Genomic DNA, 20,243 nt, shown 5'->3' on the forward strand with positions numbered 1-20,243 from the left:
GGGTCTGCTGAAGGTTTCGTTGACTTCGGGGTTAGGCCGCCAGCGCGACGGCCTGGTGGTGGACGAGTTCGTATTCAACCGGAGTGAGCTTGCCGAGTCGACGTTGCCGTCGGCGACGGTGGTAGGTCCGTTCGATCCAGTGCACGATCGCGAGCCGGAGCTCGTCGCGGGTGGCCCATCGCTTCCGGTCGAGCACGTTGTTCTGCAGCGTGGCGAAGAAGCTTTCCATCGCCGCGTTGTCCCCGGCAGCCCCGACCCGGCCCATGGAACCGATGAGGCCGCGATGCTTGAGAGCGAGCTGAAATTTCCGGGAACGAAACTGCGAGCCTCTGTCACTGTGGACGATGCAGCCAGCCACCGCGGCCGCTCCCTGGCGGCGCGCGACCGCGTCTCGTACGGCTGCTACGGCCAGGTCGGATGTCATGCGGGCATCGAGGGCGTAGCCGACGATTCTCCCCGAGCAGGCGTCCTTGACGGCACAGAGGTAGACCTTGCCCTCACCGGTGCGATGCTCGGTGATATCGGTCAACCACTTCGCATTGACGCTCTCGGCGGTGAAGTCCCGCTCGAGCAGGTCATCGCATACCGGCGGGCCGGGCCTGCCGTAGCGCTTCTTCCGTCGCACTGTGGCAGAGAAGAGCCGCTGCTGGGAGCACAGCCGCCATACGCGCCGCTCCGAGACCACGTGACCGGCGGCCTGGAGCTCGTCGGCGATGAACCGGTGCCCGAACTCCGGATCGTCGGCGTGGATGTCGTAGGCCGCATTGAGCAGATACGCCTCGTCGACGTCCCGAGCACTGACAGGGTTCGCGCGCCACTGGTAGAACCCCTGCTTGGAGAAGCCGAGCACCCGGCAGGTCACCGCGACCGGGATTCCGGCAGCAGCAAGGTCAAGGACCAGCGGGTAGATCATTTTGGGCGCGACTGCCCAGGACCGAGATTGGCCCGCGAGAGATACGCGGTCGCCTTGCGCAGGACCTCGTTCTCCTGCTCCAGCTCCCGGATCCGTTTCAGCATCCGCGTCTGCTCACCACCGTCCCCGGCGCTCTGCCCGCGAGCTGGCTCGAAGCCGCGTTCTCGCAGGCGAGACTCGTTGACCCAGGCCTGCAGCGCCGACTTCGACATCCCGAGGTCGTGACAGACCTGCTTCTGAGTCATTCCCTGATCCAGCAGCTCCAACGCGCTGGCCTTGAGCTCTTCTGAGTAGATCTTCGGCACGAGGACCATCCTCTCCGCTCCGCAGAGCAGTCAGGAAGTCAACCGAACCCTCAGCAGACCCGACCCGCCATACCGACCGGACCGGCCCGACCCGCCGTACCCGCCAGACCGGCCGTACCCACCGGACCGGCCCGACCCGCGGGACCCGCCGTCGTTCTACCGGCCGCCGCTTCCCCCGATCCCCGACCCCGGCCCTCCGTCCGTCGACTCTCAGCTGCCCACGTTGCCGCCGCCGGGCGCGGGCCCGGGCGTCGGGGGTCCCGGCGCGCTGCCGGGCGCCCCCGGTGCCGGTCCCGGCGTCGGTGGTCCCGGCGCGCTACCCGGAGCCCCCGGCGCGGGTGGCTCGCCCGGCATGGTGGGTCCGATGATGGGTGGCGCCGGCATGGGCGGCGCTGCTGCACGTGGCGGCGGTCGCGCAGGAGCTGGACGCGCAGGCGCAGGCTCAGCCGGAGCCGCCGGTCGACCTGGCATGGTCGGTCCGATGATGGGCGGCGCCGGCGCGGCCGGGAGCCGTGGCGGCGGTCGCGCAGGAGCTGGACGCGCTGGCGTCGGCCGGGCCGGAGCCGGTGCCCGTCCGGGCATGGCCGGTCCGCTCGTCGGCGGGACGGGTGCCGCAGGCGGTCGCGGTTCAGCCGGCCGCGGGGCGGCCCGTCCAGGCGTCTCCGGACGCACCGGCGCCACACGCGCGGCGGCACCCGACTCCGGACGTCCAGGGGCCGCAGACCGAGCAGGGGCAGGAGGCGCAGGCCGCGCGGGTGCCGGCGCCGCCGGGCGCGCCGGTATGGCCGGCCCCCTCGTGGGCGGGGTCGGCGCAGCGGGCGCGGCAGGTCGCGGTGGCGCGGGCCGTGCCGCCTCCGCGGGTGCAGGACGAGGCGGACGCTCGGGGGGAGCAGTCCCCGGTGCGACGGCTGGCCGCGGCCGGGGCGATGGGCGACGCTCGGAGGGACGGACCGGCGAGGCCGATCACATGGACCTCGTCGACCAGCCGGGCACGGAGGCGACGCCCATGGGCGGCCCCGCCGGCCGAGGAGGCCGCCGGGGCGAGTCTCGACCGGCGCCCCGTCTGCGGACTCCCGACGAGTCCGACGAGTGGTGAGACGACGACACGAATGACGACCGACAACCGGGGCGCATCGCCGCCGTAGCCGGCCGGGCGCTCCACGGCCCGAGGGGGGACGAGATAAACCAGGTGGAGCTGGATCCGGACGTGCTCGAGGCGCGGGTACGTCTGCTCGCGACCACGGTCGACGACATCGCGGGGCTCAGGCAGCGCGTGAGCGACGAGATCAACCAGCAGGCCGCCAGCTGGGGCGAGCTCCCCGGCCCCACGCGCATGAGGTTCGCCGTGGTGCAGGAGCTCAACGACGTCTCCGGCAGCATGACGATCCTGCTGACACAGCTCGAGGAGCTCGCGCGGTAGCTGACCGAGTCCGCGTCGCGCATCCAGGACGTCGACGAGGAGGTCTCCACACTGCTCGCCTCGACCCGCTCCCAGCTCGAGGGGCTCGACCTGCCCCGTGTCTCCGCCGCCGTGCAGGCCTGACGAGGAAAGGACGCAGCATGCCGAACGACTACATGGCCCCCACGTTCCTCACCGAGAACATGCGGCGGATCGAGACCTTTCAGGAACCGGCCGTCCTCGGCCTCCCCGAGGGCCTGGACGGCATCGCCCAGGAGCTCGTCAGGGTGGCCGACGACCTGCGCGGCTCGCAGGGCGAGCTCGGCATCACCGGTGACGCCGGAGACTCCGCCGTCGAGGTGTTCTCCCGGGTGGAGCGCTGGGCCCGGCACCGCTCGGGGGAGGTCTGGGAGGTGAGCTCGGCGGTCGAGCACGCGCGCAGCGGCGCCGACACGGCGAGGAGGACGTAAGAGGACACGTACGCGCGATGGGAGCAGGACCGCGCGAGCGGCGACTACGACGAGTTCGACACCATGCGCTACGACTCTCACGCGAGCGGCGCGCTGTGGGATCTCGAGTACCGGGTGCGCGAGGCCACCGAGATGATGCCGGAGATCACCGCCGGCGGCGAGCCATGGCGTGAGGACGCGGGCGGCCAGGTCCGCGCTCGGACGGCGAACGGCCCGAACGTCATTCCGCCGCCACCACCGGAGGGCACGGCGATCGGCGTGCACACTCCGCCGCCCGAGGTGACCGGTGTTCCCCGATACAACTCCCTTCCGCCGGAGCCGGAGCAGCACAGGATCGTCACGAGCCCGCGCCGTCCGACGCCCGACACCAACACCCCCGACTGGTACGTGCGTCCCGCCCCGCGGTTCGGCGACACTTTTCCGCGGCCGGGAGGCCCCGGCTGGTGGGACGCACCGGACACGCAGATCCCGACGATGGACCTGCCGGGCGGCCCCGGCGGGACCCTCATAGGTGAGCCGTCCGTCGACGCCGCCCCGCCCGGAGGGACAGGCGGTCCCGGCGGACCCGGCACGGCGCCCGGCGGACCCGGCGGCCCCGTGAGCTCCGGACCCGTGGTCGGCGGTCCCGGCGGAGGGGGTGCGCCCGGTGCGGGCGGCGCGCCCGGCGCGGGCGCAGCATCGGGGACCGGCGGCATCCCGGGCGGCGCGGGCGCACCCGGTGGGGCCGGCGGCGTCGGTGGTGGCGCGGTGGCACCCGTCGGCGGTGTCGCCGGTGTGCCTGGCGGCGGCTCCGGCGGCGCGAGCGCGGCGGGGCACCCGGGCGGCGCGGTACGCCCGAGCCCCGGTCCCGGTCCCGCCGGCGCGGGCGGCGCTCCGTCCGGCGTCGTCGGCTCCGCTCCCGCCGGCGGTACGCCCACGTCCGGGAGCGGTGGGGCAGGCGCGGGCGCCGGTGGACGGCCGCCGATGATGGGCGGCATGCCCATGGGCGGGATGGTCGCCGGCGGTCGCAAGTCGGACCGACGCAGGAAGCGCACGGACGAGGAGGACCCGGCCGAGGAGCTCGCGCCGAGCCCGGAGCAGGAGCCCGCCGGGCCGACCGTGATCGCCCGGCCCGAGGGGGCCAAGGGCAGCGACCGCGCCGCCGCCCGACCCGCGCCGGACCAGCTCCGCAAGGGGGACGACCGGAGGACGGACGAGTGGTGACCGGACTCGTCTGACGTCCCCTGCTTCGGGCAGGAGGCGACGACGAGGCCCCGACGACCGCGCCGGTCGTCGGGGCCTCGTCACGTCCAACCTGAGGTCAGCCCCGCCGCCGGCGGGTCCGGCGCCGGGTCAGGCCCGGCGCGTGCCCGAGCCGTGGCGGGGGTCGTCACCGAGCCGGGTGACCTCACGCCCGAGGTCGATCCGGTCCGCGGGGAGCGGCGCCATCGTCGCCCGCACCCGTCGCGCGCCGTCCGGGTCCTTGGCGTCCTCCCGCGCGATCCGCCTGGTGGGCAGGATGCGGGAGCTCCCGACGCGGTCGTGCCAGGCGCGGCCGCGCTTCTGGGGATCGAACAGACCGGACAGCGCCAGCACGAGTCCGCCGACGACGGTGAGGTGCGCCCCGCCGAGGACACCGGAGCGCGCGGCCTCGCGGGCCAGGCCCGGGGCGAGGTGGTTCGTGCGTCGTGCGGCGCGCAGCCCGAGCACGAGCCCGCCGGGCGTGATCCCGGTGCGCGCACGGAGCAGGACGACCAGGGCCGCGAGCTCGACGACCGCGAGGACGGTGAGCACGATCGACGAGCTGAGGAACCAGACGCCGACGGCCGGACCGACGATCACGACCAGGGTGATCAGGTAGGACGCCAGCTGGAGGAGCGGACCGGTGGTGGGGCGCCCGTCGACGAACCGGCTCCGGTCCGCGCCGGACCCGCCGGTCAGGTGTCCGCTGCGGGACGAGGCCTCGTCGGGGGCACCCTCGGGACGTCGCCGGCGACGGCGGTCCCGGTCCCCCGTAGCTCCATGGTCCGCCGGCCACGGACCCGCGGGCCGGGAGCCCCCACCGCGGGCGGGGGCCGGCGCCGGCGGTGACGACGCGGCAGACGGTGCCACCGCGGCCGATGCACGCCGGTCGGGGGCGACCGGTGCGGTGGCAGCAGCCGGTGCGGTCCCGACGGAGGTTGGTCCTGCACCGTGTGTCCCCGCGTCGCGCTCCCCCGCCTGCGGTGCCTGCCCGCCCCGGTGCGGTCCGGTCCCGGGCCCGGAGGGCGCCGACGGCGCGGCGGCGTCCGGGCCGAAACGGGCGGCCCAGTCGGTCCCGCCCGCCTCGGGCGCGGACGCCCCCCACGGTGCCGGTGCGGAGCCGGCAATCGGAGCGCCCGCGGCGGCGGGGCCGGTCGGAGGCACCGACGCGGGTATAGGTCCGCTCGTGGGTGCGGAGCCGGTCGTGGGTGCGGAGCCGGTCGTCGGCCCGTCGCCCCGGGTCGGGGCGGGGCGCCGACCGGCGGGGGTCGGCAGGGCGGCCCGCGGGCCGTCCGGCCCGGCCACCTGCGCACCGACGGGTCCCGACGCCCCGGGCGCCGGTCGATCGGCGGGTGCTGCCGGCTGCGTGCCGGGCATCGGTCCGGCGCCCTGGTCGGGACGGGCGGCCGTGCGCCGCTGCACGCGCAGCGTCTGGCGATCCCGGTAAGGATCGGCGTCGGGCCGGGCCTCCTCCCGTGCCGTCGCAGGAGGCTGCTGAGCTCCCGTCGCCCCGGCCGCCGACGCGGCGCCGGCGCGGGTCGTCACGGGTGGCAGACCCGCGCGGGCGCGGTCGCCGGTCGTCCGGCCTACGGTGCCGGTCGACGCCGACGAACCCTGTGTCGGAGCGGGCGAGCCCGACTGTGCGGCGCCCTGCCCGGAGCCCTGGCCCGTGGCCGGCCCGCCGGCCAGCGGAGAGCCGCTGCGGGGAGCCCGCCGGCCGCCGCCCGACCCGACGATCGGGCCCGACGCGCCGGTCCCACCCTGCGCGCCAGGCGCCGGGCGGGAACCGCCGCCGGGCGCCGGGCGTGAGCCGGCTCCGGGGGCCGGGCGGGAACCGCCGCCGGGCGCCGGGCGGGAACCCGCCGCGGACCGCGAACCGGCCCGGCCGGCAGGACGGCCCCCGCCTCGGGGTGCGGTACCCTGCTCGCCCGTCGCCCCGCGATCCTGGGTGGGAGCCACCTCCTCCGGTAGCCCGGCCTCCGGTGGTCGCCCCTGGGGAGCCGGCTCCCTGCGGTCGCGCCGCCGCGGTCGTCGGTCGTCGCTCTCCGTCACAGTCCCACCTGCCTCACCCAGTGGATGGCTCCCGCGGCCACGACCCCGGCCGGCAGGGCGAAGTGCGTGGCCAGCCCCTGGACGATGTCGCCCAGGCGGGCGAGCGCCACGTTGCTCATGCCGTACGCGACGGCGATCGCGAGCCCGGCCACGGCGAGCGCGGCGAGCACCGCCACGATGCCCACGGTCAGCGCCTCCGCGCGGCCGCCCGCCACGGCCGCCCACCCGATCTGACCGATGACGACGAATGCGGCCAGGCGCGGCAGGACGCGCACGGTGCGGGCCCGGGCGCCGCGGGGCACGAGCAGCAGGGACAGCACGAGCAGGACGACCGCCACGAGCGCGGCCCAGCCCCGGATCCCGCCCATCGGCACGATCGCGAGCACGGAGGGCGCGAGGACGGCCGCGAGCAGCGACATCAGCACGACGACCAGGTCCTGGCGCACCCGTGCCGTCGACACCACCCGGCGCACCCGCGGGGCCGTGACCTCGGCGGGCGCGCGGGGCGCCGCCTGGCGCACGCCGGTGGCGTCGCGGGAGACGTGCTCGAGGTCGACGAGCTGGTCGTCGGGGACGTCGATCGCGAGGTCCGGCATGGCGAGCAGGAGGGGCGGGACCGCGCCGACGACGAGCGCCCCCACGACCGACATGCCGGTGTCGATCTGCAGGGTGGCCAGCGCGGCGGCCGCGGCCGCGAGCCACACGGTGGCGATGAGCGCCGCGGAGGAGGCCGTCCGGTCGCGCCGCCGCTCGGCCACGCCGGCGCGCAGCGCGAGCGCGGCCCCGGCCACGGCGGGTGCCACGACGAGCGCGAGCCGCAGCTGGGCGGGCCCGCCTGACGGGACGACGAGGACCCCGGCGGCCACGGACACCAGCGAGAGCGCCGCCAGGTCGACGAGCACCGTGCCCTCCCGCGCGCGCCGCAGGGCCAGCCCGAGGGCGGCCACTCCGAGCAGGGCGACGACGGTGCCGCGCCACCAGGTGGGCAGGGGGTCGCCGGTCCCCCACCAGGCGGAGCCGACCAGCAGCAGGACCCCGCCGACGGCGAGGACCGCGGCGGCGGCGATGACGGCGAAGGAGTCGGCGCCGTCGGGCAGGGTGCGGGAGCGTCCGAGCTCGTCGGCCTCGATCGAGGCGCCCGCGGAGCCGCGGGTCACGGTGAGGAGCACGCCGTCGGGGACGTCGACGCCGATGACGTCCTCGCCGGCGACCCGCCAGCCGGAGGAGTCGGTGACGAGCACGGACCGGGAGCGGGCGTCGACGCGCAGGCGGCGCAGGACGTCGGCGACCGTGGCGCCGTCGGGGACCGCCACGTCCCGCACGACGGGACCGAGGACCACGGTGGCATGCACGCGCGGCTCGGCCGTCGTGGTCATCCGTTCCCCTCCCCGTCCGGCGGGCCCGATCTCGGCGGCCGGACCGCCCGGTGGGGGCTGCCGCATGCCGCCCCAGACCATATATTAGGGGCGGCTCCGGACGGTTCGTCCGGCCGCGCGCAGGGGCTGGGTCCCCGGGGCGTCGCGGTCCAGCCCCGGCGAGGTGCGCGCCTCGGTCCGGCGATCGACGTGGAGGAAGTCCGTGGTCCGTCCGTCCACCAAGGCGCCGCCACCCCCGCCGCAGAGCGAGGAGACGCTGCAGGTGCCGCCCGAGCTCCCCGAGCCCGAGGGCATGCAGAACATCCTCATGATGGTCGTCCCCATGATCGGCTCGATGGGGATGATGGGCGTGATGATGTTCGGGGGCGGCTCGGGCAACCAGCGGATGGTCCTCATGGGCGGCGCCATGATGCTGGCGATGGTGCTCATGGTCGCGATGAACATCATCCGGCAGCGCAACCAGCACAAGAAGGCGGTGATGGACTCCCGCCGGGAGTACCTGGCCTACCTCACGGACCTGCGCAAGAAGGTGCGCACCGCCGCGAAGATGCAGCTGGACTACTCCGCCTGGCGCATGCCCGACCCGCGCTCGCTCGCGGCCGTCGGCGAGGAGGGCTCCCGCACGTGGGAGCGCAGCCCCGACGACGAGGACTTCCTGCTCACCCGCATCGGCTCGGCCACGCAGCCGCTGTCCCTGGACCTGAAGTCGCCCGAGATCCCCACGCTCGCCAAGCTCGACCCGGTCACCGCCTCGGCCGCGCACCGGTTCCTCGTCACGCACCGCGAGGTCAGCGGCCTCCCGCTCGGCATGGACCTCCAGGCCTTCGCCCGTATCGAGGTCGCCGGCTCCGAGGACGCCGCCCGGTCGCTCGCGCGCGGCGTCATCACGCACCTGGCGACCTTCGTCTCGCCGGAGGACCTGCGGATCGCCGTCATCGCGTCCGAGGAGGCGCTGCCCGAGTGGGAGTGGATCAAGTGGCTCCCCCACGCGCTCTCCCCGCGCGTGAGCGACGCCGTCGGCCCGGCCCGCATGCTCACCACGTCGCTCGCCCACCTGGCCGACCTGCTGCCGGCCGGCATCGCCGAGCGGCCCCGGTTCGGCCTGTCGGGCGGCGACCCGGAGCTGCCGCACGTCCTCGTCGTCGTCGACGGCGGAGACGTGCCGGCGGTCAACCCCGTCCTCACGCCCGACGGCGTCATGGGCGTCACCGTCCTCGACCTGCCCGAGACGTGGGAGGCACTCGTCTCCCCGTCGACGCTGAGGCTGCTGCTGCACGACGCCGTCGACGAGGGCCCGTTGGCCGGCGCCACCCCGGTGGAGATCCTCCAGGTCGGCGCGGAGCCGCAGATCGGGATCGCCGACCAGCTCGGCGTCCCCGGAGCGGAGGCGGCCGCCCGCCGCCTCACCGCCCGGCTCGCGTCGATCCGGTCGGGACAGATCCAGGCGGACCCCACGGAGGACGGCGAGGCGGCCGCCGAGGTCTCCGCCGAGCTCACCGACCTGCTCGGCCTGGGCGACGTCCGGGACCTCGACGTCGCGCAGGCCTGGCGTCCGCGCCTGCCGCGCGACCGCCTCCGGGTGCCGATCGGGCTGACCCCCGAGGGCCGCGTGGTCCAGCTCGACATCAAGGAGTCCGCCCAGCAGGGCATGGGCCCGCACGGCCTCATCATCGGCGCGACCGGCTCGGGCAAGTCCGAGGTGCTGCGCACCCTGGTGCTGGCGCTGACGATGACCCACAGCTCCGAGGCGCTCAACCTCGTGCTCGTCGACTTCAAGGGTGGCGCGACGTTCGCCGGCATGGCCGACATGCCGCACGTGTCCGCGATCATCACGAACCTCGGCGAGGAGCTCACTCTCGTCGACCGCATGGAGGACGCCCTGCGCGGCGAGATGGTCCGCCGTCAGGAGCTCCTGCGCGCGGCCGGGAACTTCGCCAACGTCACCGACTACGAGAAGGCCCGCGCGAACGGCCGGACCGACCTCGAGCCGCTGCCCGCGCTGATGATCATCTGCGACGAGTTCTCCGAGCTGCTCTCCGCCAAGCCGGAGTTCGCCGAGCTCTTCGTCGCGATCGGACGGCTGGGCCGCTCGCTGTCGATGCACCTCCTGCTGTCCTCGCAGCGGCTCGAGGAGGGCCGCCTGCGCGGCCTGGAGTCGCACCTGTCCTACCGGATCGGTCTGCGCACGTTCTCGGCGCAGGAGTCCCGCACGGTGCTCGGCGTAACCGACGCGTACGACCTCCCGCCGATGCCCGGCGTCGGGTACCTCAAGCCCGACACGACGACGATGATCCGGTTCCGCGCGGCCTACGTCTCCGGTGCACCGCCCGTGCGGCGCCGCCGCAAGCGCTCCGAGGGCGGCGGGGCTCAGCAGCAGGTCGAGCAGATCGACATCGACATCTCCCCCTACACGGCCGCGCCGGTGCTCGGCGAGAGCCCCGAGGAGCTGCAGCGCAGGCTCGAGGCCGCTGACGACGCGGACCGGGAGATCGAGGAGCGCCAGGCCGCCGAGGCAGAGAAGAAGGCCGAGGAGGAGCGCAAGAACCAGCCCTCGACCTTCGACATCGGCGTGAGCCGCATGGAGGGCCAGGGGCCGCCCGCGCATGTCGTCTGGCTGCCACCGCTCGACGTCCCGCAGACCTTCGACGAGCTGATGCCCGACCTCACGGTCACCCCCGAGCTGGGCCTGCACTCGCCGCGCTGGCGCGACGCGGGCGCACTCACGCTCCCGCTCGGCGTGGTGGACAAGCCGCTCGAGCAGCGCCGCGAGGACCTCGTCTTCGACCTGTCCGGCGCCGGCGGGCACATGGCGATCGTCGGCGGGCCCCGCACGGGCAAGTCGACGGCCGCGCGCTCGATCGTCACCTCGATCGCGCTGACGAGGACGCCGCTGGAGGCGCAGATCTACGTCCTCGACTTCGGCGGCGGCACGTTCGCCGCCATGACCGACCTCGCCCACGTCGCGGGCGTGGCCACCCGCGGGGAGCCCGACGTGGTGCGCCGGATCGTCGCCGAGATGCGTCAGCTGGTCGACGAGCGCGAGGCCTTCTTCCGGGCGAACAAGATCGATTCGATCGAGACCTACCGGATCCGCCGCGCCGAGGGCCGGGTCGACGACGGCTACGGCGACATCTTCCTCGTCGTGGACGGCTGGCCGACGATCAAGGCCGACTTCGACGACCTCGAGATCCCGCTCCAGCAGCTGGCCGGGCGCGGGCTGACCTTCGGGTTCCACATCATCGGCACCGCGAACCGGTGGATGGACTTCCGCATGCAGCTCAAGGACATGATCGGCTCGAGGCTCGAGCTCCGCCTCGGTGACGCCCTGGACTCCGACGTGGACCGGAAGCTGGCGAAGAACATCCCCAACCGTCCGGGCCGGGGCCTGGCGAAGTCCAAGCACCACATCCTCACGGCGCTGCCCCGGGTCGACGGCGACGGCGACTCCGGCACCCTCGGCGCCGGTGTCGACGACATGGTGCGGCGCGTCAACGAGAGCTGGACCGGGCGGCGCGGGCCGAAGCTGCGGCTGCTGCCCGAGCTGATCTCGCTCGACGAGATCCGCGCCCAGGCCACCGAGCAGGAGCTGGCCGGCGGCATCCTCCTCGGCGTCGACGAGGCCCGGCTCGCGCCGGTCGTCCTCGACCCGTCGGCCGAGCCGCTCATGTTCCTCCTCGGCGACTCCAAGTCCGGGAAGTCGACGTTCCTGCGGGCCGTCGCCGCGGAGATCGCGCGACTCAACGGCCCCAAGGAGGCGCAGATCATCGCCGTCGACCTGCGCCGCGCGCTGCTCGGCGAGCTGCCGGAGAAGCACCTCGGGCTCTACCTGTCCACGCACGAGATGGCGACGACCGAGCTCAAGGGCCTGGCCGGGTTCCTCAAGGGGCGCCTGCCCGGACCGGACGTCACGCCGGACCAGCTGCGCAGCCGGTCGTGGTGGTCGGGCTCGGAGGTCTACATCCTCGTGGACGACTACGACCTGGTGAACACCTCGGCGGGCAACCCGCTCTCCGCGCTGCAGCCGCTCATGGCGCAGGCGAAGGACATCGGCCTGCACGTGGTGATCACGCGCCGCATCGGTGGTGCCTCGCGGGCGATGTTCGAGCCGGTCATGCAGACGATGACCGACCTCGCGGCCCCCGCCTACCTGCTGTCCGGCAACCCCGACGACGGGCCGGTCATCGGGCGCATCCGCGCGAAGAAGACGAACGCAGGACGCGCGCAGATGATCACCCGCGACCGCGGCAACGAGGTCGGCCAGCTCGCCTGGTTGCCGAAGATCCACGGGTAGTTCCGGCACGGCCCGGGGCGGACGCCGGGGTGGGCGACGCCCACCCTCCGGCGTAGGGTGACGTGGGACACTGATCGTGAGCTCGTCGGGCGCGGCCCGACGACGGACGGGGGGCCCACCATGACCACACCGACCTCACCCGCGTACGACCGCAGCGGCCTCACCACGGGGATCGTGCACTTCGGGATCGGGAACTTCCACCGCTCGCACCAGGCGATGTACGTCGACCGGCTCCTCGAGGCGGGCGACGGCGACGGATGGGCGATCTGCGGCGTCGGCCTGTTCCCCGGTGACAAGGCGATGCGCGACGACCTCGCCGCCCAGGACTTCACCTACACCCTCGTCCTGCGCGACTCGCGGGAGCCGCTCGAGGCGCGGACGATCGGCTCGATCGTCGACTTCGTCTACGCACCCGACGACCCGGACGCGCTCGTCGAGCGCCTCGCGTCGCCGGAGACGAGGATCGTCAGCCTGACGATCACCGAGGGCGGGTACGGCGAGCACCCGGACCCGTCCGGCACACCGACCGCGTTCGACTACATCGTCGACGCCCTCGCGCTGCGTCGTGAGCGCGGCACGGAGCCGTTCACGGTGGTCAGCTGCGACAACATCGAGTCCAACGGCGTCGTCGCGCGCCGCAGCGTCCTCGGGCATGCCTACGCCCGCGGCGGGGACCTGGCCGGCTGGATCGAGGACAACGTCGCGTTCCCGGGCAGCATGGTCGACCGGATCACGCCGGTGACCACGGACGAGGACCGCGCGATGGTCGAGCGCGAGCTCGGCGTGCAGGACCGGCGGCCGGTGGTCGGCGAGCCGTTCGTCCAGTGGGTGCTCGAGGACCGTTTCCCCGCCGGCCGCCCCGACCTCGGCTCGGTGGGCGTCCAGCTCGTCGACGACGTCGTGCCCTACGAGCGGATGAAGCTGCGCATCCTCAACGCCACCCACCAGCTCCTGGGGTTCACCGGCCTGCTCGCCGGGCACCGCTACGTGCACGAGGCGGCGACCGACGACGTGCTCGGGCGCCTCGCGGCCGCCTACATCGCCGACGAGGCCCGGCCCACCGTCGGCGAGGTCGAGGGGATCGACCTGGCGGACTACCAGGACACCATCCTCGAGCGGTTCGGGAACGAGGCCATCGCCGACACGCTCGTGCGGATCGCCACCGACGGGTCCGACCGCATCCACAAGTTCGTGGTCCCGGTGGTCGAGGACCTCATCGCCCAGGACCTGCCGGTGCGCGCGACGGCGTTCACCCTCGCCGCGAGCGCGGTGGTCGCGGGCACGCCCGAGCTGACCGAGCAGGTGACGGACCGGCAGCGCGACCGGCTCGACGCCGCGGCCGAGCGACTCGGCGCGGACACCGGCACCTACCTCGACGACGAGGACCTCTTCGGCCGGATCGGCGCCGACGCCCGGTTCCGGGAAGCCTTCGTGGCCGCCCACGACGCCATCGTCGCCGACGGCGTCCTCGCCGCGGCCCAGGCGCTGCTCGACGGGACGGGCGACGCGTGAGCGGGGACGGCCCCGCCGCGGGGGCCGACGGCGCGCCCGCCGTCGGATCCACCGCCGGGCAGCGCGTGCTCGTCGTCGGTGAGGCCCTCGTCGACGTCTTCCCCGACGAGCCCGGGGGGCCCGCGCGAGCGAGCGGCCGCGTCCCCGGGGGAAGCCCCGCGAACATGGCGGTCGGGCTGGCCCGGCTCGGCCTGCCCGTCGCCCTGCTCACCCACCTCGGCGACGACGAGGACGGCGCACTCGTGCTCGAGCACCTCACCGACGCCGGGGTCGAGGTCCTCGACGGCTCCGTCGTCGAGGGGCGCACGTCGACGGCGGTCGCCACCGTCGACGAGGCGGGCGTGCCGGCCTACGAGTTCGACGTCGCCTGGCAGCTGCCCGACGTGGCCACGATCGAGATCCCCGAGGCCGTCCACGTGGGCTCCTACGCGGCGTTCGTCGAGCCCGGCGCCACGCGCGTGCGGGAGGTCGCCGCCCGTGCCGCCGCCGAGGGGGCGATCGTCTCGTTCGACCCGAACATCCGCGCCGCGCTGCTCCCGCCGTTGGCGCAGGTCCAGCAGGGCTACGACGCGCTCGCCGCGCATGCGAGCGTCGTCAAGATCTCCGACGAGGACGCCGAGTGGCTCTTCCCGGACCTCACCGACGAGGAGGTCGTCGCGCACACGCTCGCCCTCGGACCGCGGCTCGTCGTGCTCACGCTCGGTGCCGAGGGGGCGATCCTCGCCGACCAGGCACGGTCGGTCCGGGTCCCGCGCGCGCAGGTGGACGTGGTCGACACCGTCGGCGCCGGGGACAGCTACATGGCCGCGCTCATCGACTCGCTGCTCACGCTGCCGGGCGGAGCCGGACCGGTGGGCGGCGACGGTGCGGGCGATGAGCCGCTCGACCTGGAGCGGATCGGCCGGCGCAGCGCCGCGGCCTCGGGGATCACGGTGAGCCGCCGGGGCGCCGACCTGCCGACGGCCGCCGAGCTCGATCAGGCCTGACCGGGAGAGGTCGCAACCCCGGCTTCCCCTCGTCGAGGTCGTGCCTCAGGTGGCGAGGTCGTGCGTCGCAGGCACGACCTCGCCACACCGGGCACGACCTCGACGTCGAGCGGGGATGACGCGGTCCGGCATGCCCGTCCCGTACGTCGCCCCGTCAGCGCCGGAGCAACGCTTCCAGCTCGGCGGCCGTGGAGACGGGGCGGTCGCAGACGTGACCGCGGCACACGTAGGCCGCCGGCTCCCCGCCCACCAGGCCCCGCCCGGCGAGCAGCGGGATCCCGTCGGTGTCCGGCTCCCCCACCGCGAGCACCAGGCCGGGGGAGGTCGCCGCGCGGACCACGGCCTCGAGCTCGTCGCGCCGGGCCCGCCCCGGCCCGGTGTCCGGTCCGACGACGGCCACCTCGAGCGGACCGGCCGCCAGCGCCTCGGCCACGGCGAGGCTCCACCCGGCGAACCGCGGCACCTCGAGTGCGAGCGCACCGGCCGAGGCGAGCGCGGCCTCGGCGGCGGCGCGGTGCCGGGTCGACGCGGTGAGCGCCGCGTACGTGAGCAGGGCCCCGGCGAGGGCGGACGTCCCGGACGGCTCGGCGTTGTCGGTGACGTCCCGGGGCCGGGTGATGAGCTTCTCCGCGTCGACGGCGACGTCGTGGAAGCCCCCGCCGTCGGGGTCGGCGAACACCTCGAGCGCGGTGTCCAGCAGGTCGCCCGCCGCCCGGAGCCACCGCGGGTCGGCGTCGACCTGGTGCAGCGCGAGGAGGCCCTGCGCGACGTTGCCGTGGTCGACCGCCAGGCCCGCCGCGTCTCCCACGACACCGTCGCGGGAGACCCGGCGCAGGCGGCCGTCGACCAGGTGGACGCGCAGCAGCAGGTCGGCGCACTCCTGCGCCGCACTCACGTAGCGCGGGTCGCCGAGGTCGCTCCCTGCGCGGGCGAGGGCGCCGATCGCGAGTCCGTTCCAGGCGGCGACGACCTTGTCGTCGCGCGCGGGCTGGGGGCGCGCCGACCGGGCCCGGAGGAGCCGGAGCCGGACGTCGGACCACCAGTCGTCGTCCGGGTCCTGCAGGAGCCTCAGGGTGGACGCCCCGGCCTCGAACGTGCCGTCCTCCGTGACGCCGAGCAGGGCGGCCGCGCGGGCCCCGTCGTCGTCGCCGAGAACGTCGACGAGCTGGGCGGGCGTCCACACGTACGTCAGCCCCTCCTCCCCCGCCGTGTCCGCGTCGAGCGCCGAGGCGAACCCGCCCTCGTCGGTGCGCAGGTCCCGCAGCAGGAAGTCGGCCATGCCCCTGGCGACCCGCTCCGCGAGGCGGGCCACGGCGTCGTCGGGGGTGGACCGCGCGAGGTGGAGGTAGACGCCGAGGAGCTGGGCGTTGTCGTAGAGCATCTTCTCGAAGTGCGGCACCGTCCAGGCGGCGTCGACGGCGTAGCGCGCGAACCCGCCGGCGAGCTGGTCGTGGATCCCGCCGCGGGCCATCGCGACGCAGGTCGAGCCGGCGATGCGCAGCGCACGGCTGCCCGCCGGGCCGGCGCTCGTCCCGTCGGGGCTCGTCCGGTCGTGGTGGCGCAGCAGGTGCTCGAGCACCATCGACGGCGGGAACTTCGGGGCCGTGCCGAACCCGCCGTGGCGCTCGTCGTGGTCTTTCGACAACGCCTCGACGGCGGCGGCGAGAGCGTCCTCGTCGAGGGCGTGCGGCTCCGTGGGGGCGCCGAGCTGCTCGAGCGCGTCGGTGAGCGCGGCCGAGACGTCGGCGATCTCGCCCCGGCGGCCGGTCCACGCCTCGGCCGCGGCCGCGAGAAGCCGCAGGAGCTGCTCGCGCGGGTAGTAGGTGCCGCAGTGGAACGGCTCGCCGTCGGGGGTGATCAGGCAGGTCATCGGCCAGCCGCCCCGCCCGGTGGTCATGGTGGTGGCGGCCATGTAGACGGCGTCGACGTCGGGGCGCTCCTCGCGGTCCACCTTGACCGCGACGTACCCGGCGTCGATCGCGGCGGCGACCTCCTCGTCCTCGAAGGACTCGTGGGCCATGACGTGGCACCAGTGGCAGGCGGCGTAGCCGACGCTCAGCAGGATCGGCACGTCGCGGCGGCGGGCCTCCGCGAACGCGGGCTCGCCCCACTCCCACCAGTCGACCGGGTTGTCGGCGTGCTGGAGGAGGTAGGGACTGGTGGCCGAGGCGAGGCGGTTGGCCATGTGTCGATCCTCCCTCATCCGGCTCAGACGGTCACCAGGTCGCGGGTGTAGGAGTCGGCCGGTGTGGTGACCACGTCGCCCACGGGCCCGGCCTCGACGACGCGCCCGCCGCGCAGCACCATCACCTGGTCGGCGAGCTCGGTGACGACCCCGAGGTCGTGCGTGACGAGGAAGTAGGTGAGGTCGAGCTCGCGCTGGAGCCGGCCCAGGAGCGCTATCACCTGGGACTGGACGGTGGCGTCGAGGGCGGACACCGGCTCGTCCAGGACCAGGAGCCGGGGGCTCAGCGCGAGCGCCCGGGCGATCGCGACGCGCTGGCGCTGGCCCCCGGAGAGCTCAGCGGGACGGCGGTCGGCCAGCGTCGACGGGAGCTGCACGAGCTCGAGCAGCTCCTCGGCACGGCGTCGGCGCGAGCGCCTGCCGCCCTCGCCGTGCGCCGCCAGCGGCTCGGCGACGACCTGAGCGAGGGTGAGCCGGGGACTGAGCGACTCGAAGGGGCTCTGGTAGACGACCTGCATCTGCCGGCGCAGGTCGCGCAGCTCGCGCCGGCCCAGGCTCCCGACCTCGTGGCCCAGGACCCGGACGCTTCCCGCGCTGGGGCGCTCGAGCCCGAGGATCATCCGACCCGTCGTCGTCTTCCCGGAGCCCGACTCGCCGACGACCGCGAGGGTCTGCCCGACCGGCAGGGTGAGCGAGACGTCGTCGACGGCGAGCGTGGAGCCGAACCACTTCGAGACTCCGTCCATCCGCACGGCCGGCTCAGCGCCCTCCACGACGGTCGGCAGCGGCCGGTGGACCTGGGCGTCGTACGCCTCGGCGATGCTCACGACCTCCCCGCCGCGGATCCGCACCGAGCTGTCGAGCAGCTCCCGGGTGTAGGCCCGGTCGGGAGCGGCGAACACGTCCGCCACCGGGCCGCTCTCGACGAGCGTGCCGCGCCGCAGGACGTGCACGTGCTGCGCGTACCGACGGGCGACGGCCAGGTCGTGCGTGATGAGAAGGACCGTCGTACCGTGCCGGGCACGGATCGACTCCATGCGCTCCAGCACGGCGCGTGCCACGAGGGCGTCGAGCGCACTGGTCGGCTCGTCGGCGACGACCAGCTCGGGCCGCTGCGAGAAGGCCATGGCCACGAGGATCCGCTGGCGCATCCCGCCCGAGAGCTCGTGCGGGTACCGCTCGAGCAGCGCCTCGGGGTCGGGCAGCCCCAGGTCGGCGAGGTCCTGGAGGACCTGGGCCTCGTCGACGCGCCGACCGGCCAGGGTGAAGGTCTCGCGCAGCTGAGCACCCACGGTCCTGGTCGGGTTGAGGGAGGCCACGGGGTCCTGGGGGACGAACCCGATGCTCCGGCCGCGCAGGGAGCGCAGCTCGCGCCGGCCGATCCGCAGCACGTCCTGACCCTCGAGCGTCACCCGGCCACGGGCCTCGGCGGTCCGTGGCAGGAGACGGACGATCGAGTGCGCCAGCGTGGACTTGCCCGACCCGGACTCGCCGACGACCGCGGTGACCTCCCCGCGCGGCAGGTGCAGCGAGACTGAGTCGAGGGCGGGCGTCGATCGCGGGTCGGCGCCGTAGGTGACGGTGAGGTTCTCGACGGTCAGCGTGTCGGTCATGCGTCCTCCTGGAGGAGATGGGCGATCCGGCTGAGCAGGATCGCGGTGAGTGCGAGGGCGAGGCCGGGCAGGATCGCCACCCACCACGCGTGGACGAGCAGTCGCTGCCCCTCGGAGATGAGGACCCCCCACTCGGGCGACGGCGGTGCCTCGCCGAACCCGAGGTAGCTGAGCGAGCCGATGGCGAGCAGGGCGAGCGCGAAGTTCAGTGCCGTGTACGCCATGAGCGGCGGCGCGATCCGCGGGACGATGTGCTGCGTGATCACGCGCAACGGGCGTGCGCCGAGACCTACGGCCGCCTCGACGTAGGTCAGCGTGCGCGCCTGGATGACCTGGCCGCGCACGAGCCGGGCGAACCCGGGGGCCTCGGCGATCCCGACGGCGATGCCCGCGATGAGCGCCCCGCGGCCGAACGCGGTGATGACGGCGAGCGAGAGCAGGATGGACGGCACGGCGAGGACGGACTCGCTGACGACACCGAGCACCCGGTCGGCGACGCCGCCCGGGCGCACGCCCGAGACGACCCCGACCAGGACCCCCGCACCCAGGGCGACCGCGATGGCCACGGCGCCCGCGAACATCGAGATCTGCAGACCGTGCAGGATGCGCGAGAGCAGGTCACGCCCGACCTCGTCGGTGCCGAGGAGGAAGGACGCGCCGGGCGGCTCGAGCGAGGGCCCCGCGAGCTCGAGCGGGTCGTAGGGGGCGAGCGCCGCGGGGAACAGGGCGATCAGGACGACGGCGCCCAGCAGACCGAGGAGGACGACGAGCTCCGGGGACCGGCGCCGCCTGCGGTGGGATCCGACCCTGGTGGGTCCGGGTGCGGCGTGGGGTCCGGGTGCGGCGGTGGGGTCAGCGGACATCGTCCTGGCCTCCTCGGAACGGTCCGGCGCTACGACGCAGTCGTGGGTCGACGAGCGGGAAGAGGAGGTCGACCAGCGCGTTGACCACCACGTAGACGATCGCGAGCAGCACCACCATGCCGAGGACGACCGTGAGATCGACGGCGCTCACCGAGTCCACGATGAGGCGCCCCAGACCGTTCCTCGAGAAGACGGTCTCCACGACGACGGTGCCGCCGAGCAGGGACGCCACCCTCAGGCCGAGGACCGTGAGGAAGGGCAGGGCGGCGTTGCGCAGGCAGTGCCGCAGCACGGTGTACCACCGCGAGGCCCCCTTCGCCGGAGCGGTGACCGCGGCGTACGTGGTGCCGAGCTCGGCGCGCAGCGAGCTGATGAGGACCTGCGCGAGCTGCGAGGCGCCGAGCAGGCCGATGACAGTGGCGGGAAGCACGAGCGAGGCCGCCCCGTCGCTGCCCGAGGACGGGAACCAGCCCAGCAGGATCGCGAAGACGTAGATGAGCAGGATGCCGACCCAGAAGACCGGCAGGCTCGCGTACGCCGCCGGGACCATGGCGACCACCGAGCGCAACCGACGGCTCTGCGGCGCCACCGCGACGACGGCCAGCGCGAGACCGGCCGCGACGGAGATGACGAGCGAGAGCCCCGCGAGGAGCGCCGTGGGCGGGAGTGCCTGCCCGATGAGGCGGGTGACCGGCTCGCCGGTGACGAGCGAGTCACCCAGGTCGCCGGAGAACAGGCCGACCAGCCCCGTGACGTACTGCGCGGGCAGCGAGGCCTCGAGGCCGAGCTCCTCGCGCAGCGGGCCGATCTCGACCGACGAGAGCTCAGCCGTCCCGACCGCGTCGGCCGAGCCGATCCGGCTGAGGACCGCGTCGCCCGGGAGGACGAACAGCAGGCCGAAAGCGAGCGTGTAGGCCACGAGCACCACCACGACCGCTCGCAGGACCTTGCCCACGACCAGCCGCAGGGTCCTGCGCCCCTCGCGCGGGTCCTCGGGCGGACGCGGCCGGGGCCGGACCTCCTGCAGCACCTCCTCCTGGAGGTCGGTGGCACTCAC

General features: G+C 74.6%; 13 protein-coding genes. 6 read left to right on the plus strand and 7 right to left on the minus strand.

Translation table 11 applies throughout. The annotated features are described in order from the left end of the window. Positions 1 to 31: 31 nt before the first annotated feature. Positions 32 to 1,218, minus strand: a protein-coding gene (locus ACPYO4_RS10195; RefSeq protein ID WP_425708379.1) for an IS3 family transposase whose coding sequence is annotated in 2 segments (ribosomal slippage) — positions 32 to 939 and positions 939 to 1,218 — 1,188 coding nt in all. Because the reading frame shifts where the segments join, the coding sequence is not laid out codon by codon here. A gap of 1,189 nt (positions 1,219 to 2,407) precedes the next feature. Here ACPYO4_RS10195 and ACPYO4_RS10200 point away from each other — a divergent pair. The 3 genes from ACPYO4_RS10200 to ACPYO4_RS10210 all read left to right on the plus strand — a co-directional run bounded on the left by ACPYO4_RS10200 (position 2,408) and on the right by ACPYO4_RS10210 (position 4,290). Next, complete coding sequence (locus ACPYO4_RS10200) at positions 2,408 to 2,638, plus strand: hypothetical protein (RefSeq protein ID WP_425709126.1); 231 nt, start codon at positions 2,408 to 2,410, stop codon at positions 2,636 to 2,638. 140 nt (positions 2,639 to 2,778) lie between these two features. Further along, a complete protein-coding gene (locus tag ACPYO4_RS10205; protein WP_425709127.1) occupies positions 2,779 to 3,087 on the plus strand; it encodes a hypothetical protein in 309 nt (102 codons plus the stop codon). Positions 3,088 to 3,150: 63 nt separating this feature from the next. Next, positions 3,151 to 4,290: a hypothetical protein gene (locus ACPYO4_RS10210; RefSeq protein WP_425709128.1), complete on the plus strand. Its 1,140-nt coding sequence runs from the start codon at positions 3,151 to 3,153 to the stop codon at positions 4,288 to 4,290. A gap of 129 nt (positions 4,291 to 4,419) precedes the next feature. On the opposite strand, the gene ACPYO4_RS10215 is transcribed toward ACPYO4_RS10210, so the two are convergent. Then, positions 4,420 to 5,685: an RDD family protein gene (locus ACPYO4_RS10215; RefSeq protein ID WP_425709282.1), complete on the minus strand. Its 1,266-nt coding sequence runs from the start codon at positions 5,683 to 5,685 to the stop codon at positions 4,420 to 4,422. 671 nt (positions 5,686 to 6,356) lie between these two features. Further along, entirely contained in the window at positions 6,357 to 7,736 is a 1,380-nt protein-coding gene (locus ACPYO4_RS10220; RefSeq protein WP_425709129.1) for a hypothetical protein, read from the minus strand. Between the two features lie 202 nt (positions 7,737 to 7,938). On the opposite strand from ACPYO4_RS10220, the gene eccCa reads away from it, so the two are divergent. From eccCa to ACPYO4_RS10235, 3 genes are all read left to right on the plus strand, one after another. Next, positions 7,939 to 12,027 (plus strand): type VII secretion protein EccCa, encoded by a 4,089-nt coding sequence (gene eccCa, locus ACPYO4_RS10225; protein ID WP_425709130.1) that lies wholly within the window; start codon positions 7,939 to 7,941, stop codon positions 12,025 to 12,027. A gap of 120 nt (positions 12,028 to 12,147) precedes the next feature. Next, positions 12,148 to 13,539 carry a mannitol dehydrogenase family protein gene (locus tag ACPYO4_RS10230; protein WP_425709131.1) on the plus strand — a complete coding sequence of 464 codons (1,392 nt, stop codon included), beginning with the start codon at positions 12,148 to 12,150 and terminating at the stop codon, positions 13,537 to 13,539. Then, the gene (locus tag ACPYO4_RS10235) at positions 13,536 to 14,525 is read left to right on the plus strand and encodes a carbohydrate kinase family protein (protein WP_425709132.1); all 990 of its coding nucleotides are present in this window, start codon (positions 13,536 to 13,538) and stop codon (positions 14,523 to 14,525) included. The genes ACPYO4_RS10230 and ACPYO4_RS10235 overlap by 4 nt, the downstream gene beginning before the upstream one ends. A gap of 154 nt (positions 14,526 to 14,679) precedes the next feature. On the opposite strand, the gene ACPYO4_RS10240 is transcribed toward ACPYO4_RS10235, so the two are convergent. The 4 genes from ACPYO4_RS10240 to ACPYO4_RS10255 are packed head-to-tail and all read right to left on the minus strand — an operon-like array spanning position 14,680 to position 20,243. Next, positions 14,680 to 16,710 carry a thioredoxin domain-containing protein gene (locus tag ACPYO4_RS10240; RefSeq protein ID WP_425709133.1) on the minus strand — a complete coding sequence of 677 codons (2,031 nt, stop codon included), beginning with the start codon at positions 16,708 to 16,710 and terminating at the stop codon, positions 14,680 to 14,682. Between the two features lie 23 nt (positions 16,711 to 16,733). Next, positions 16,734 to 18,323: a nickel ABC transporter ATP-binding protein NikE gene (gene nikE, locus ACPYO4_RS10245; protein ID WP_425709134.1), complete on the minus strand. Its 1,590-nt coding sequence runs from the start codon at positions 18,321 to 18,323 to the stop codon at positions 16,734 to 16,736. Continuing rightward, positions 18,320 to 19,186: an ABC transporter permease gene (locus ACPYO4_RS10250; protein ID WP_425709135.1), complete on the minus strand. Its 867-nt coding sequence runs from the start codon at positions 19,184 to 19,186 to the stop codon at positions 18,320 to 18,322. The genes nikE and ACPYO4_RS10250 overlap by 4 nt, the downstream gene beginning before the upstream one ends. Further along, a complete protein-coding gene (locus ACPYO4_RS10255; RefSeq protein WP_425709136.1) occupies positions 19,176 to 20,243 on the minus strand; it encodes an ABC transporter permease in 1,068 nt (355 codons plus the stop codon). Before ACPYO4_RS10255 ends, ACPYO4_RS10250 begins: the two co-directional genes overlap by 11 nt.

The organism is Georgenia sp. Z1491 (assembly GCF_049856175.1).
GTDB lineage: Bacteria > Actinomycetota > Actinomycetes > Actinomycetales > Actinomycetaceae > JB111.